The sequence below is a fragment of the Microcoleus sp. genome (assembly GCF_041354475.1).
Taxonomy (GTDB): Bacteria; Cyanobacteriota; Cyanobacteriia; order Cyanobacteriales; family Microcoleaceae; genus Microcoleus.
Map to the genome: position 1 here is coordinate 22562 of NZ_JBGJZU010000059.1, position 15376 is coordinate 37937.

17 protein-coding genes are annotated in these 15376 nt (G+C 45.3%); 12 read left to right on the top strand and 5 right to left on the bottom strand.

Annotated features, from left to right (window positions below; genetic code table 11):
* Positions 1–168 precede the first annotated feature (168 nt).
* The 6 genes from ACBR23_RS20230 to ACBR23_RS20255 all read left to right on the top strand — a co-directional run bounded on the left by ACBR23_RS20230 (position 169) and on the right by ACBR23_RS20255 (position 4620).
* Positions 169–759: a sigma-70 family RNA polymerase sigma factor gene (locus ACBR23_RS20230; protein WP_371116736.1), complete on the top strand. Its 591-nt coding sequence runs from the start codon at positions 169–171 to the stop codon at positions 757–759.
* Positions 756–1193, top strand: coding sequence for a hypothetical protein (locus tag ACBR23_RS20235; protein ID WP_371116720.1), 438 nt, complete (start codon positions 756–758; stop codon positions 1191–1193). Before ACBR23_RS20230 ends, ACBR23_RS20235 begins: the two co-directional genes overlap by 4 nt.
* A 19-nt stretch (positions 1194–1212) precedes the next feature.
* Positions 1213–1698 (top strand): Spy/CpxP family protein refolding chaperone, encoded by a 486-nt coding sequence (locus ACBR23_RS20240; RefSeq protein WP_341737136.1) that lies wholly within the window; start codon positions 1213–1215, stop codon positions 1696–1698.
* A gap of 106 nt (positions 1699–1804) precedes the next feature.
* Positions 1805–2494 carry a YqiA/YcfP family alpha/beta fold hydrolase gene (locus ACBR23_RS20245; protein ID WP_371116721.1) on the top strand — a complete coding sequence of 230 codons (690 nt, stop codon included), beginning with the start codon at positions 1805–1807 and terminating at the stop codon, positions 2492–2494.
* Positions 2495–2526: 32 nt separating this feature from the next.
* Positions 2527–3234 (top strand): ROK family protein, encoded by a 708-nt coding sequence (locus ACBR23_RS20250; RefSeq protein ID WP_371116722.1) that lies wholly within the window; start codon positions 2527–2529, stop codon positions 3232–3234.
* Positions 3235–3285: 51 nt separating this feature from the next.
* Entirely contained in the window at positions 3286–4620 is a 1335-nt protein-coding gene (locus ACBR23_RS20255; RefSeq protein WP_371120338.1) for a histidinol-phosphate transaminase, read from the top strand.
* 50 nt (positions 4621–4670) lie between these two features.
* On the opposite strand, the gene ACBR23_RS20260 is transcribed toward ACBR23_RS20255, so the two are convergent.
* On the bottom strand, positions 4671–5105 hold the full coding sequence (locus ACBR23_RS20260) for a hypothetical protein (RefSeq protein ID WP_371120339.1): 435 nt from the start codon (positions 5103–5105) through the stop codon (positions 4671–4673).
* A 75-nt stretch (positions 5106–5180) separates the two neighbouring features.
* Here ACBR23_RS20260 and ACBR23_RS20265 point away from each other — a divergent pair, with 75 nt between their 5' ends.
* Complete coding sequence (locus tag ACBR23_RS20265; RefSeq protein ID WP_371120340.1) at positions 5181–5621, top strand: DUF2358 domain-containing protein; 441 nt, start codon at positions 5181–5183, stop codon at positions 5619–5621.
* Between the two features lie 85 nt (positions 5622–5706).
* On the opposite strand, the gene ACBR23_RS20270 is transcribed toward ACBR23_RS20265, so the two are convergent.
* On the bottom strand, positions 5707–7182 hold the full coding sequence (locus ACBR23_RS20270; RefSeq protein WP_371116725.1) for an alpha-amylase family glycosyl hydrolase: 1476 nt from the start codon (positions 7180–7182) through the stop codon (positions 5707–5709).
* A 240-nt stretch (positions 7183–7422) separates the two neighbouring features.
* Between ACBR23_RS20270 and ACBR23_RS20275 the strand changes: the two genes are divergently transcribed.
* Positions 7423–8712 carry a glucose-1-phosphate adenylyltransferase gene (locus tag ACBR23_RS20275; RefSeq protein WP_371116726.1) on the top strand — a complete coding sequence of 430 codons (1290 nt, stop codon included), beginning with the start codon at positions 7423–7425 and terminating at the stop codon, positions 8710–8712.
* A gap of 252 nt (positions 8713–8964) precedes the next feature.
* Here the strand turns inward: ACBR23_RS20275 and ACBR23_RS20280 are convergent, their stop codons facing one another.
* Both ACBR23_RS20280 and ACBR23_RS20285 read right to left on the bottom strand, forming a co-directional pair.
* Positions 8965–9150: a hypothetical protein gene (locus ACBR23_RS20280; RefSeq protein ID WP_371116727.1), complete on the bottom strand. Its 186-nt coding sequence runs from the start codon at positions 9148–9150 to the stop codon at positions 8965–8967.
* A gap of 226 nt (positions 9151–9376) precedes the next feature.
* The gene (locus ACBR23_RS20285; protein WP_341737127.1) at positions 9377–9502 is read right to left on the bottom strand and encodes a hypothetical protein; all 126 of its coding nucleotides are present in this window, start codon (positions 9500–9502) and stop codon (positions 9377–9379) included.
* A gap of 316 nt (positions 9503–9818) precedes the next feature.
* Between ACBR23_RS20285 and ACBR23_RS20290 the strand changes: the two genes are divergently transcribed.
* Positions 9819–10844: a DnaJ C-terminal domain-containing protein gene (locus tag ACBR23_RS20290; protein WP_371116728.1), complete on the top strand. Its 1026-nt coding sequence runs from the start codon at positions 9819–9821 to the stop codon at positions 10842–10844.
* Positions 10845–11016: 172 nt separating this feature from the next.
* On the opposite strand, the gene ACBR23_RS20295 is transcribed toward ACBR23_RS20290, so the two are convergent.
* Positions 11017–11289 carry a DUF1816 domain-containing protein gene (locus ACBR23_RS20295; RefSeq protein ID WP_371116729.1) on the bottom strand — a complete coding sequence of 91 codons (273 nt, stop codon included), beginning with the start codon at positions 11287–11289 and terminating at the stop codon, positions 11017–11019.
* A gap of 692 nt (positions 11290–11981) precedes the next feature.
* On the opposite strand from ACBR23_RS20295, the gene ACBR23_RS20300 reads away from it, so the two are divergent.
* The 3 genes from ACBR23_RS20300 (at position 11982) to ACBR23_RS20310 (ending at position 14742) form a co-directional block, all read left to right on the top strand.
* Entirely contained in the window at positions 11982–13100 is a 1119-nt protein-coding gene (locus ACBR23_RS20300) for a mechanosensitive ion channel family protein (RefSeq protein WP_371116730.1), read from the top strand.
* Positions 13101–13303: 203 nt separating this feature from the next.
* Positions 13304–13858 carry a Uma2 family endonuclease gene (locus ACBR23_RS20305; protein ID WP_341737122.1) on the top strand — a complete coding sequence of 185 codons (555 nt, stop codon included), beginning with the start codon at positions 13304–13306 and terminating at the stop codon, positions 13856–13858.
* Between the two features lie 155 nt (positions 13859–14013).
* The gene (locus tag ACBR23_RS20310; protein ID WP_371116731.1) at positions 14014–14742 is read left to right on the top strand and encodes a RibD family protein; all 729 of its coding nucleotides are present in this window, start codon (positions 14014–14016) and stop codon (positions 14740–14742) included.
* Positions 14743–15376 lie beyond the last annotated feature (634 nt).

Genomic DNA, 15376 nt, shown 5'->3' on the forward strand with positions numbered 1-15376 from the left:
TGCCTCCTGTTTCCCCAGGGAGGCAGAGCCTCTAGATATCGGTTCCCAGGCAGAGCCTGGGAACCAGTTATATCAGTTAAAAAAATTAATTTTAAATCCTTTGAACCTTTTTTGAACCTGTCCTGTCTAAACCCCTCAGATAACGAACTGGTGAGGGATACTTCACAGGTGTTAGGTGTGTCAGCCAATGTTTTAATCGATAACTGTTCCGACTCAGACTTAGTTGCTGAATGCTTAAAGGGCGATCGTACTTCCTTTCGCCACCTTTACCAACGCTACCAACACAAAGTCAGGTCAACCCTTTACCAACTTTGCGGGCCATCCCTGCTTGACGACTTAACGCAAGAAGTATTCCTGCGAGTCTGGAAAGGATTACCCAAACTCAAACACCAAGAGAACTTTTCTACTTGGCTTTATCGAATCACTTGGAATGTAGCTTCTGACCAAAGACAAGCATTTGCTAAACAACATTCTTTTGATGCCGAACTCAAAAATCAAGCAGAAATCAATTTAGTTGTTGTCAAAGAACATACTTCAGAATTGATGCAGTTGCACTATCAAGATTTAGTGCAGCGGGGATTACAGCAATTGAGCTTTGAACACCGCAGCGTTTTGGTGCTACATGACTTAGAAGACATCCCGCAAAAAGAAGTAGCCCAAATTTTGGGACTACCGACAGGAACTGTCAAATCTCGCGTGTTTTATGCCCGAAATGCTGTGCGGCAATTTTTGCAAAAAGAAGGTGTCAGCGAGCTATGAACAACCCAAGCAGCGACCAAAAGTTAGTTAATTTCTTGAAGCAACATCGCCCAAATTGTCCAGAAGCTGCACCCGATTTAGAGTTAAAGCTGTTAGCAACAATAGAAAGGAATGAGCAGACAGAAAACCAGCAAATATACCGGAAAAAAATCCGTTCAATTGTATCTAAAAACAGGTCAATTGTTCCAGGTTTCTCCCAGTGGGCTTTCCCTGGGGCAATTGCCGGGATGCTGATACTTTTTGGGTCTGGCTATCGCCTGCTAATCCCCGCACAATTTAACCCGGATGAGGGTGCACACCTAGAAGCATTTCTAGTAAATAATTGGGAAGATGTGTTGCATGATTCTCGCGCGGATAATATGAGCGATAGCTCACAAATAGACTGGTTTAATTTTCAGATTCCTGCTGACAGCGAACAGCCCACAACTAACTAATCTTAAAGAGGTAATTTTCATGTCAATGCGTCGTATTTCTACCCTAGCCCTGTTAATGCTGACCCTCGGTAGCGCCACCGCCGCCATCGCAGTTCCCAATCCCCTACCCGCAGAAACTATTGCCCAAAATCAGCGACCAAATCGACCTGGTGGTAAGGAAGGTGCGATGTTCGAGAAGCTTAATTTAAGTGCCGACCAAAAACAGAAAATGCAGGCAGTTCGCGATCGCTATAAAGACCAAATTTCCCAGCGAATGCAAGCTGTGCGTCAAGCCAGACAAGAATTGCAAACGATGATGAGTGGCACTGCTACTGCCAGCCAGATCCGCGATAAAAATACCCAAATAAGCGGATTAAAAAAGCAGTTGGATGATGTAAGACTTGAAAGTACGCTGGCAATGCGAGACATCCTCACGCCAGCACAGCGCACCCAATTAGCTGAACTGATGAAGCAGCGCCGTGAAACAGCTAAAAACAGGATGCAAAACGGCGCCAAACCCCAGTAATACTCCCATCTCAATCTAGGTTTCTGAGAACCAAGACTTCTTAAAGAAGTCTTGGTTTTCGGTGTTATAATTGATATTTATTATTCACTTTAACAAAAACTGCTGAATGAATCTCCACAACAATTCGAGTTACATTTATTTACACGGATTTGCTTCCAGTCCCGATTCCCTAAAGGCCAAATATTTCCGCGATCGCTTTTCTTCCCTAGCAATTGACCTAAAAACTCCCGATCTCAATCACCAAGATTTTTCCAATCTCACCCTCACCAGGCAATTACACCAAATAGAAACAGCATTTTTGTCGCCCCAAACACTTCAGCCAGTGGCAGAAAATGTCAAAAATGCTAGTGAAGTCACCATCATTGGTTCTAGTTTTGGCGGGCTGACAGCAGCTTGGTTGGCCCAACGACAACTATCGGTAAAACAAATAGTTTTGTTAGCACCGGCTTTTGACTTTCTCTCCCACTGGCTGCCGCAATTGGGACAGGAACAGTTACAAAAGTGGCAGTCAGAGAAATATTTACCGGTTTACCACTACGGCGAACAGCGTTATCTGCCACTGAATTATCAATTTGTGGAAGATATGGCTCAATACCCTGAAGAAAAATTAATACGGTCAGTGCCTACGTTAATTATCCACGGTCTGCATGATACAATCATACCGATTCAGGCTAGCATAAATTTTGCCGCTAACCGTCCCTGGGTGCAATTAATCGAACTAGAAGACGACCATTCCTTGGGAAATTTTCTAGCAGAAATGTGGGAAGCGATTCAAAATTTTTGCCAATTCAATTAAAATTTGATTAGTTTGCAACTCTCAATACTCCAATGACTCAAGAAGATCGATCGACTCGCACCTTAGCCGTTGACATTGGCGGCAGCGGTATCAAAGTGATGGTTTTGGACGATGAAGGCCAACCCCAAACGGAACGCAGTCGCTTAGAAACCCCTCAACCACCAAAACCAGAACCGATACTAGAAGCCATAGCCTCCTTAGCTGGGGGACAAGGGGAATTTGACAGAGTATCCGTTGGTTTCCCCGGAGTCGTGCGTCGCGGCATCACTAAAACCGCCGTCAATTTAGACCCCTCTTGGATAGATTTTGACCTAGCAACTACTCTCAAAGATCGGTTAGGCAAACCAGTGCGAGTGGCTAATGATGCCGACATTCAAGGATTGGGAGCAATTGCTGGTAGCGGAGTAGAGTTAGTAGTGACTCTGGGGACAGGTTTCGGTTCTTCTTTATTTGTTGATGGTATTTTAGTCCCTAATTTGGAACTTGGACATCACCCATTTCGGAAAGGGGAAACTTACGAACAGCAATTAGGACGTTTTGCTTTAGATACAGTGGGCACGAAAAGATGGAATCGCCGTCTGGAAAAGGCGATTGTCTCCATGCAAAATCTGTTTAGTTTGGATTATTTATACCTCGGCGGTGGTAATACTAAAAAAATTATTTTTGAATTGCCATTTCAGGTAAAAATAGTGCCAAATGTGACTGGTTTGTTAGGCGGAATTGCTTTGTGGCGCGATTAAAATAGTCAGTAGTCATTAGTCAGTAGTCATTAGTCATTAGCAAATCATACCATGCTACCTTTTATCCGAAAAGACTTAGCCCAACTTACGGCATACACTCCCCATCCGGGTTCCGCTTCAGGAGAGTCAGTGGCGTCGAAAAGTGCGATCGATCGCCTAGATACCAACGAATGTCCCTACGACTTACCAGCGGAATTAAAACAAAAGTTAGCTTGGAATTATCAGCAGCTAATTGAGACAAATCGCTATCCCGATGGTGGCCACGCAGCACTGAAAGAGGCGATCGCCCAATACGTCAACGAATCGATCGCTGAATCTATTCATGTCCCCCCCTTTGCTAAGGGGGGGCTTCATGTCCCCCCCCTTAGCAAGGGGGGGCTTCATGTCCCCCCCCTTAGCAAGGAGGGGCTTCATGTCCCCCCCCTTAGCAAGGAGGGGCTTCATGTCCCCCCCCTTAGCAAGGGGGGGCTAGGGGGGGTTCTACCTCCAAAAACTGCCATCACAGCCGATAATATTTCTGTCGGCAACGGTTCCGATGAATTAATTCGATCGCTCTTAATTGCGACGTGCTTGGGTTCGGTTGGCTCAATTCTGGTTGCCAATCCCACATTTTCGATGTATGGAATCATCGCCCAAACCCTGGGAATTCCCGTGGTGAGTGTGCCGCGAAAACCAGACACTTTTGAAATGGATATCGAGGAGGCTAAAAGGGCGATCCTCTCCGAGGGCTGCGCTAACGCCCAAACCGAAAATCCCCCCGTGCGCGTCGTCTTTGTCGTTCATCCCAATTCCCCCACCGCCAATGCTTTGACAACCAATGAAATAGAATGGCTGTCAACTTTGCCCGAAGATATTTTAGTAGTAATTGACGAAGCCTATTTTGAATTCAGCCAAAACACCTTAGCTGGAAAATTACAAGAACATCCGAATTGGATAATTTTGCGAACATTTTCTAAAGCATTTAGATTGGCATCAATGAGAGTCGGATATGCGATCGCCAATCCCGAACTCACCGCCGCCCTAGAAAAAATCCGCCTTCCCTACAACCTCCCAGCTTTCTCCCAATTAGCAGCAGAATTTGCCCTAGCCCAGCGCCAATTATTGTTAGCAGTAATCCCTGAAACCATATCAGAACGAGCTAAGTTAATTGCAGCGCTCACTCAGCATCAACAATTGCAAATTTGGCCTAGTGCAGCTAACTTTGTCTACCTGCGGATGAAAGCCGAAAATCGTAATCTAGCAGAACAACAACACAAACAAATCATGGGGCAACTAAAAGCTGAAGGAACATTAATTCGCCATACTGGGGGAGGTTTGCGAATTACGGTAGGTAGCCCCCAGGAAAATCAGCGAACTTGCGATCGCCTTTCCCAGATATTGACTTGACAAAAACCTTAATAAATGGTATGAGATGACCAAAATTAATCATACCATTGTTAACGATGGCTCTGTCGTGCCTTGCCAATCGTGTGGGGGAAGACACCGATTAAAAGTGCCAAAGCTCGATCGGGAATTTGTGCCACTGTTTGGATATCAAAATACTGTTCAAACTGAGTTAAAAGCATTTGGGCGCGTTCCAAAGCTTCCGGCTTAGCAGTTAACTGTTCCGTCAACCGCACCCAGTGACGCCGAATCCCAAACGCTTTCTGTCTTGCTTCGGGAGATTCAGGGTAAACCAAACAAAAGTCGCCTACGGGAATTGCTTGCTGAGAGTCAACATCAAAAGCACCCCCGACGGCCGCCCCTGGCCCTGCAAACTCCGCGTGGAAACGTTTAATTAAAATTAGACCGTTCCGGCGACGGCTATCTACCAGCAACAGTTTGCCACTGCTGAGTTCTGCGATGATGTCCGAGGAGTGGGGGTAATCCATCAAATCTCTATTTGGGTGGTGAGATGGCAATGCCAGTATAAACGTTAAGTACCCTTCGTGTTAAAAGGTGATATCTTGAGTTCGATCGAATATCAAAAGCAGGTAGCGCAAGCCCTAGACACACTCAAAGCGGATCTCCCGACCCTTTTTGAGACAGACATCTCCTATGACATCTACAGAAAAGATGTTTATTTTCAAGACCCGGTTAACAAATTTAAAGGAAAAATCAACTACCGAATTATCTTTTGGACTCTGCGATTTCACGGTAAACTATTTTTCACCGAAATTTGCTTCGACCTCCACGACGTGACCCAAACAGCCTCGGATACTATTTTGGCAAATTGGACTGTTCGCGGGGTATTGCGGGTTCCCTGGAAGGCACGGATTTTTTTCAACGGCTATTCTACTTACAAGCTGGATGAAGATGGCTTAATTTACCAACATATTGATACTTGGGACCGAGCACCCGGAGAGATTTTAAAGCAATTTTTCCGCAAGCCAGAAGCAATCAATTAACATTTTTAGGGGCAACCCCGATGGTTGCCCTATTCTTAAGATGGTTGCGTCCCAGACTAATTTAGCCACTGCTTGCTAAATTAGCTTAACCTAAAATCAAGCCCGATCGCGCCGGCAGACTCAATTCTAAATACCGATCTTCCCCTTCCTCTTTCCAAACAAACTCACCTTGACCAAACAGCAATTTCGGGTCAGCATATTTGAAACTTCGTCCGGGTTCTGTTACCTGCATCTCAAAGCTAATATGTGCAGATTCTGTGGCGACATTCACCGCAACCACAATTTCTTCATCCCCCAAGATTCTAGCAAAAACATAAACTGTTCCCTGAGCAAACAAAATTTCATACCCTCCGGTGCGGAGAGCACAGTATTTTTGTCGCAAAGCTATCAATTGCTTGTGGTAATCTAAAACATCGAGTTTCCAATCTGATTTGATAGGAAAACCGCGGCGGGAATCTGGGTCGAGAGCACCAGGTAAACCAACTTCATCGCCGTAATAAATGCTGGGAGCTCCGGGAAAAGTTAACAGCAACAAGGTAGCAAGTTCAACACTTTTTTGGTCGCCTCCGGTAATGGACAATAACCGGGCGGTATCGTGACTGGCTAACAAATTGAGTTGAGTGAGCTGAATCGGCCAAGGATACAACTCTAAAACCTGCTGAATTTTTTCGCCGTACTCCTGAGCAAAAAGTGGCGGATAGGGACGGTAAGAACGACCTTCAATTTGAGCTAAATCTACTCGATCGCCCGCTGTAAAAGCAATAGTGGGCCCAGCAAACAGATAATTCATCACCCCATCAAATTGGGTACCGTCGAGCCATTCCCTCGCATCTTCCCAGACTTCGCCCACAATGTAAGCTTCGGGATTAATCGCCTTCACTCGGTCTCGAAATTCCTGCCAAAATCCTGGCGCTTTAATTTCAAAAGGAACATCTAGCCGCCAGCCGTCAATGCCGAACTTAATCCAGTATTCGGCTATTTCCATGATATATTCCCGGACTTCTGGATTGTCGTGATTGAATACAGGTAGCGCTCGATTGCCATCCCAACCGGTGTAATTAGCCGGATAATTGCCATCGTAGGGAGCTAGCGGCCAGCCTTCAATTTTAAACCAATCCAACCAGGGAGAGTGGGAGCCGTTTTCGAGGATGTCGTGGAAGAAGAAAAACCCGCGACTGGCGTGATTAAATACGCCGTCGAGGACGATTTTGATGTTGCGAGCGTGAGCAGCATCTAGAAGATCTTTAAAAGCCTGATTACCGCCCAACATCGGATCGACTTGATAGTAGTCGTGAGTGTGATAGCGGTGATTGCTCGCCGATTGAAAAATCGGGGTAAAGTAAATGGCGTTAATCCCTAAATCTTGCAAGTAGTCTAGCTGTTCCATCACGCCCCACAAGTCGCCACCTTTGTAGCCTTGCAGGGTCGGAATTTCGTGCCACTCCTCCCACATGAAGTTTTGCAGCAGGCGCTGGCGGGGCTGTTGGCTTTTGGCGAAGCGATCGGGGAATATTTGGTAGAATACGGCGTGTTTAACCCAGTCCGGCGTTTGAATCTGCATACAGTTTTCCTAGCTTGCTATGGCTTAGGCTAATGTAGCAGAGGTTGCTGAGGTATCTAACTTTTGGTAGAAAATACAAGATCTTTTTGAAGATATATTCAATTTAGTGATAAGTATTTAAACTCAAAAATCCCCAATCTAAAATCTAAAATCCAAAATCCAAAGTTTCCCCCTTGTCAAGAAGTCCTCACCATCAGACACTGGACTTGGAGAGTTCATCGGCCCCCTGGAGGAAGTTCCTTGAAAAGAGTATTAGCCATCATTCTCGGTGGCGGTGTAGGCACCCGCCTTTACCCCCTAACCAAACTGCGCGCCAAACCCGCGGTTCCCCTTGCCGGCAAATATCGCCTCATCGATATTCCAGTCAGCAATTGCATCAACTCAGAAATACTCAAAATCTACGTCCTTACCCAATTCAACTCGGCATCCCTGAACCGCCACATTGCTCGTACCTACCAATTTTCCGGCTTCACAGACGGATTTGCCGAGGTACTCGCAGCCCAGCAAACTCAGGAAAACCCTGACTGGTTTCAAGGGACAGCCGATGCAGTTCGCCAGTATCTGTGGCTGCTACAAGAGTGGGACGTTGACGAATACTTGATTCTTTCCGGCGACCACCTCTATCGCATGGACTACCGCAAATTTGTGGAGAGACACCGCCAAACCAATGCTGACATCACCCTCTCCGTTTTGCCCATGGATGAGAAGCGGGCATCGGATTTTGGTTTGATGAAAATTGACGACAATGGTCGGGTTGTTTCTTTTAGCGAAAAGCCAAAAGGCGATGCGCTCAAAGCAATGCAGGTCGATACCACTACACTGGGACTGACCTCAGAACAAGCCAAGGAAAGTCCTTACATTGCTTCGATGGGGATTTATGTTTTCAAAAAAGAGGTTTTGATTAAACTTCTTAAACAATCCCTAAACCAAACTGATTTTGGTAAAGAGATTATTCCGGCATCGGCAAAAGACCATAACGTTCAAGCTTATTTATTTGACGATTACTGGGAAGATATTGGAACGATTGAGGCTTTTTATGATGCTAATTTGGCGCTGACCAAACAGCCTAAGCCTCCTTTCAGTTTTTACGATGAAAATGCTCCCATTTACACTCGCCCGCGTTTCTTGCCACCGACTAAGTTGTTAGATTCTAGGGTGACTGAATCAATTATTGCCGAAGGGTGTATTCTCAAACAGTGCCGGATCGACCATTCTGTGTTGGGAGTTCGATCGCGCATTGAAGCCGGATGTACCATTCAAGACACCCTCGTCATGGGTTGTGACTTCTACGAACCCGATGCCGAACGCCATTCAGCATTGGAAAATAGTGGGGTTGCCCTTGGCATCGGTGCAGATACCACAATTCGCCGCGCGATTGTGGATAAAAATGCCCGCATCGGCCGCAATGTTCAAATCATTAATAAAGACCGAGTAGAAGAAGCCAATCGCGAAAGCGAAGGTTTTTACATCCGCAGCGGCATTGTGGTAGTGCTGAAAAATGCTACGATTCCCGATGGAACAATCATTTAGTTATTAGTTATTAGTCATTCGCTCTTACTCATAATTAGTTATTCATTAGTTCTCAGTAGTTTGTTATTGAATTTTAAATCTGTGGCATACCCGATCGATAACTGATGATAAATGATTGTGAATTAATGAATAATTAACAGCGAGGGATGAGCAATGACTAATGACTAACGATCGCTCTATATAATTGCCCCCATGGAAAATCGCTGTTGACCATCGCTCTCCATGGCCCCTCGAATTTTGCTAACCTACTTGCTAACTTCTGTGGCGATCGCCGATTAGTGAGGCAAAGTCTGTAAAACAGTTGGCTGTGATACAGAAATCTTCGCTCTCTTGCGTCTGGCCGCTAGCTTCTGAGTCTGGAGTTTGCGATCGTAGCAAGACTGACAAATGTGCTGCCCGCTTCTGAGTACAATCGAGTTCTCGGAAAGATCCTTCCAATCGTCGCAGCAGCCACAAGGCCAGCCCAGCAAATAGTTAATCATCTTGTCACCCTGGTAGTGTGAATAATTTATTGAAATCCCATCCTATCTTAATTTTTTGGAAAGTGTGTGTTCTAGTTAACAAAAAACTCCATAAATGTGCAGTTTGCTGTTGAATTAAATCTATCTAATCGATCGACTTAAGGAAGAAAATCCTGCTACTGAAGAAGGGGCTTTAGACCCATTTATTCGGTAAAATTTTCAGCGCTCCCAAAATAGATAAAGACGATCGCGCGCCCCGACTCGCTGAAGACGATCGCCTTGTAGTCATCGAGTCCTTCGATGCGATCGTGAGAGTAAACGGGGCGCACATCACCCCAGCTACCACAGCCACATCCCTAGCATAGCCTCCACCATGCCAAAATGCCCACAGCCGGTAATGACACAGTTCCCTAATTTAAAATCTTAAATATCCCATCTCAAATCTGACTAGGTGTGGAAATTGCGGACGTAAAGCTTGGAACAACCGCACTCGATCGACTCCAAACATTTGATAACCTATAATTTGGATGAGATGCCCCAGGGAACTTTCACCGCCAGCATCAAAATTATTGCCTATCCTGTGAATCTAGGATTTATTGCTTCTAAAAACTAACAAGTAACAACTAATAAAGAGGAGATTGGTAAATGGCTGCAACCGACTTTAAAGACTATTACGCTATTTTGGGACTCAACAAAACTACCAGCGCAGATGAAATTAAAAAAACTTTCCGCAAACTAGCCCGGAAATATCACCCGGACATGAACCCAGGGAACAAGGAAGCCGAAGCTCGTTTTAAAGAAGTCAACGAAGCCTACGAAGTTTTGTCAGATCCAGAAAAACGCAAAAAATACGACCAATACGGTCAATATTGGAAGCAAGCTGCTGCAACGACTGGGGGCTGGCCCGGTGGGGGCGGACCAGGGGGAGGCGGCCCTACAGACTTTGGTGGCGTGGACTTCAGCCAGTACGGGAGTTTTGACGAATTTATTAATACATTGCTCGGCCGGGGTGGCGGCGCGGGTGCTAGTGCCGGCCACAGTGGTAAGTGGAATTACAGCAACTACCGCACTACCGCAGGGGGTCCCACTGGTTTTGGCGGATTTGAAGATTTTGCGGGGTACGAAAACCGCGCGGCGGGAACCTCTCTCAACACTGAAGTCAGTATTTCCCTGACTTTGGGGGAAGCATTTCGCGGCACTTCTAAGAAAGTCGCCAGCGGGGAAGTTTCGATTCCTGCGGGAGTGAAAACGGGTAGCAAAATTCGGGTGAAAGGCAAAGGTCAAATCGATCCCTATACGAAGCAGCAGGGAGATTTGTACTTGAAAGTAGAAGTTTTGCCTCACCCTTTCTTCCAGTTTGATGGAGAAAATTTGGTTTGCGAAGTGCCGATAACTCCCGATGAAGCGGTTTTGGGAGCGTCGATTGAGGTGCCGGCACCCGAAGGTATGATAACGGTAAAATTTCCTGCTGGAATGCGATCGGGACAGTCTTTGCGGTTGCGGGGTAAGGGATGGCCGAAACCTAACAAAGAGGAACGAACGGATCTTTTGGTGAAAATTGCGATCGTACCGCCAAAAGAAATTAGCACTCTAGAACGGGAATGTTATGAAAAAATCAAGGCAAATCGTACTTTTAATCCTCGCAGCCATTTAAACCAAGGCCTGCTTTGAAAAAACTGCCGTCACCGATACCTGATGAACCAAGGAAGGAATGCAAACCTGTTCTTGGATTTAGGCGGGTTGACAAATATCTAGATGTGAAGTTATGGATATTTGTGAACCCGCAATGTGACAGGATTTATATCGATCGACCTCTTCATGTTTTAGCCTTCAACCTTTGGTGTTACTCTTCGCTGGTTTGTAGTTGGCTGGGTTGACGACCTTGTTTGATGTCGATGCTAATTTTTTTAGCTCCTTTCCTCTCCAGGTCTCTGATATAGCCGATCGTGCTATTGTCGGCTTCATCTTTAGTTCGATAGGGACCAAAGTAATAAGTGCGGTTTCCTGAGTCTGTATCCACTTCCACCCACCAGTCGCGAGTCCTACCGCTACTCATAGGTTGAGTCAGTATCAAAAAAGTCATCACGTACATAGCCAAGATAGAAAGTCCGAACATGATACACCTCTGTAATAAGTCAAGTAATTTTTACTGTTCTTAACTTATCAGGGCAAATAGCTAGCTGGAATCGTCCTCAGTGCTGATTAGGCTCAGGTAATTGTTGAGACTTTAGGCAAGTATCGATAATTGGCGATCGCCTCCGTGATTGATTTTAATATAGCAGTCGCCAAGTCAGTTACTCTGTTGACTAACCCTTATATCGTAACAGCAACAATTGCTAACAACAGCAATTGTCCTGGTGAAAATTATCCGCAAGCCCATCTAGTAGCGTATGTCAATGATTGTTAGAAAAGTTGACACTGTGCGTCAACCTTCAATTGGCCGCCCCAGGCGACGCCAGAAAGCCGGGGTGTCAGCCCCACCTAGTTCGCCCCACATCTAGAGTGCGATCGACGATCCGGACCCGCGACGGTGGCTCAGGGACGGTGATGAAGGTGGCGAAGTCAGGGGTAAAGGTAGCGAAGGTTTACCCTAACTACGCAAAAACCAAAACTACGCAAAAACCAAATTTTGGCCATCTCATATATTTCTTATATTTTTGCCCTAAAGTCTGGTAATCTCTGATTACTTATTACTGACTCGCTAAACGGGAGCAATTCATTCCGCCAGTAAAAAAAAATAACTTAGGCGGATTTCTCCCAATAGTTTCTTGGTCAAGTATAAAAACTCAATTACCCGTTGATTAACCTATGGAAGCAGTTTGGGACACGCTAAAAAATATCAATTACTCCGGCATACCGATTGCCAAAATCGCTATTGTTATCATTATCCTGACCTTAACACAGACATTAAGGAGATTTTTTGTTTCAGTCATTGTTAAAACCATTGAGCGTTTTACTAAAAAAACCCAAACGACACTTGATGATGAGTTGATTGCAATTATCAAGCCTGCTTTAAGTTGGCTGATTCTGATTGGTGGATTTTCACTTAGCAAAGAAATTCTAGCAGAAAACTTAGGTTCTCAACTTAACCAAACAATCGGTACTACGCTCAACTATATAGTCATTTTCATAGTTGCTTATGTTATTTACCGAGGCTCTTCTATTTTGGGTCAGGTAATAGCCAACGTAGTGCTACACACTGAAACTGAGCTTGATGAATTGCTCAGACCTTTAATGCCAAAGATTTTTCAATCAGCAGCAATTATTGTATTGGCAATCAAGATAAGTGAGATATTTTTAGGCCAATCTGCCGCTGCATTGGTTGGTCTATTAGGTGGTGCTGGTATCACCTTTGGTTTGCTGTTGAAGGATATCGTTTATGATTGGTTTTGTACATTGATTATTTACTCCGATAATCTCTATCGAGAAGGTGACTGGGTGGGAATATCAGGAGTAGAGGGTTTTGTGCAGATACTCCATATCGGATTCAGAACCACAACTCTGCATATATATCAGTGGGGTTCTATAATGAAAATACCGAATTCTAAAATGATTTCTGGCATTGTAGAAAATTGGTCACAAAATCCTGGTAGTGAATTAAAGTGGGGTCTTAGTTTAACTCTCAAAATTGATGGTATTTCAGCAAAGCAAACTGCCAGAATATGCGATGCTCTTCGAGAAATGCCCTCAAATATTAAGGGCTTATCGAAAGAAATAATAGTTCGTTTTAGCAAGATTGAAGATAATGCCAGAGTCATTAAAGTCGTTGCTTTTGTTAATGATGACAATCTTTACTTTGATGCTGAGAAAAACTTAAATCTAGCTATACTAGAATTACTAGAACAAGAGGGAATTGATTTCCTTCATGTGGAACTTAGAACTGAGCCGGAAAAATATAAACGGAGTCTACAAGCAACCAACAATTGAGCATCAATTTACGGCAAGGATTCATTCTTGCCTGTGAATTTCATGCCAATAATTTAAGAAAAACATTCAAGATTTTCTTAAACCAAATCACCGATGTACTCGCCCCAGGAGATTACTTTTTACTCGGTATTGACTTGCAAAACTCTTTGAGATAAATGTGCGATCGCCTGTACAATAACAATAAAAACATAGGAGTAATCGCCGTGAGCGTCACAACTGTAAAATGGACGGTTGCAGACTACCACCGCATCATTGAAGCCGGGATTCTGGAAGGGCGAAAAGTTGAACTAATAGGTGGAGAAATCATCGAAATGGCTCCCGAAGGAGAATCTCATGCTTACTGTAGCGATGAGGCTGGAGAGTACCTAATGTACTTGCTGGGAGATCGGGCTAAAGTGCGGCAAGGTAAGCCGATTACCTTGCCACTTAACAACTCCGAACCCGAACCAGATATCGCTGTAATTCAACGTTTGGGACAAAATTATCGAGAACATCATCCCTATCCAGAAAACATCTTTTGGCTGATAGAATACTCCAATTATACCCTAACTAAAGACTTGGGAATTAAAAGCAAAATTTACGCAGCAGCCGGGATTGCCGAGTATTGGGTTGTCAATTTGCGAACTATGGAATTAATCGTGTTTCGAGATCCTACCGATGAAGGCTATCAATTCAGAGAAACTCTGACTCACGGTAATATTAACCCCCTGGCTTTTCCCGATGTTTCAATTGCGATCGAGCGTTTATTAGGGAATTAGGTAAATGAGTCGGCTCTCTCGTAATTATGGTGATAAGTAATGATTATGAGCTAGCAAAATCTAGGGTTTCAGCTTTCCTTATTCAGGAATTTAGTATTATTTGCTACATTTTATACCCAACATCCGAGAGAGCCTATTATGCGGAAAGTTATCGAATGATTCACACAACAGTAATACTGGCAATGAGTGCCGATGGCAAAATTACAGATACCGCCCTCACCGCCGCCAGATTCGGTTCAGCTAACGACAAATCCCACCTCGAAAAACAAGTCGCAAACAGTGATGCAGTTTTGTTTGGCAACGGCACTTTACGCGCCTATGGAACCACTATGAGAGTAATTTCCCCCGATTTGCTCGAACAAAGAAAACTGCAAGGAAAGCCCCCACAACCGGTGCAAATTGTGTGTTCGCGATCGCGCGAATTTGACCCCAACTGGCGATTTTTCCAGCAACCAGTTCCCCGCTGGCTGCTAACTGGAAATGACTGTAGGAAAACAGCAATCCCTCTCGGATATTCCCCCCTTGGGGGGGGTTGGGGGGGGTTGACTTTTGATATTGGTGCAACATCTCTGTTCGATCGCACTTTAATCGCCAACACTATCGAGAGAGAAATCGATTGGATTGATGCTTTTCAACAACTAGAAGCCCTCGGAATCGAACGTTTGGCAATTTTAGGAGGCGGAAAACTCGTCGCGTCTGTGCTCGCTGTAGGCTTCATCGACGAGCTCTGGCTGACGGTGTGCCCGCTAATTTTGGGCGGCGCGGATGCACCGACACCTGTGGAGGGAAAGGGTTTTTTAGCGGATTTAGCGCCCAAATTGGAGCTGTTGGCGGTAAAACAGGTGGGGGGTGAGGTGTTTTTGCATTATCGGTGCGATCGCTAGAGGGCGGGCACGGGGGCACCGCCCCTACATTCTAACTGGTTCCCCGGCTCTGCCTGGGAACCCATGTCTAGAGGCTCTGCCTCGATTTTCCTAAGTATAAGCGAGGCAGAGCCTCTGGATCTGCGTTACCAGGCAGAGCCTGGTAACGAGTGTCGAAGAAGGGAATTCTAACTGGTTCCTAGGAAGAGCCTGGGAACCCATGTCACTCTTGCTCTGCCTCGCTTGTACAGGAAAATCGAGGCAGAGCCTCTGGATCTGCATTACCAGGCAGAGCCTGGTAACGAGTGTCGAAGAAGGGAATTCTAACTGGTTCCTAGGAAGAGCCTGGGAACCCATGTCACTCTTGCTCTGCCTCGCTTGTACAGGAAAATTGAGGCAGAGCCTCTGGATCTGCATTACCAGGCAGAGCCTGGTAACGAGTGTCGAAGAAGGGAATTCTAACTGGTTCCTAGGAAGAGCCTGGGAACCCATGTCACTCTTGCTCTGCCTCGCTTGTACAGGAAAATTGAGGCAGAGCCTCTGGATCTGCATTACCAGGCAGAGCCTGGTAACGAGTGTCGAAGAAGGGAATTCTAACTGGTTCCTAGGAAGAGCCTGGGAACCCATGTCACTCTTGCTCTGCCTCGCTTGCACA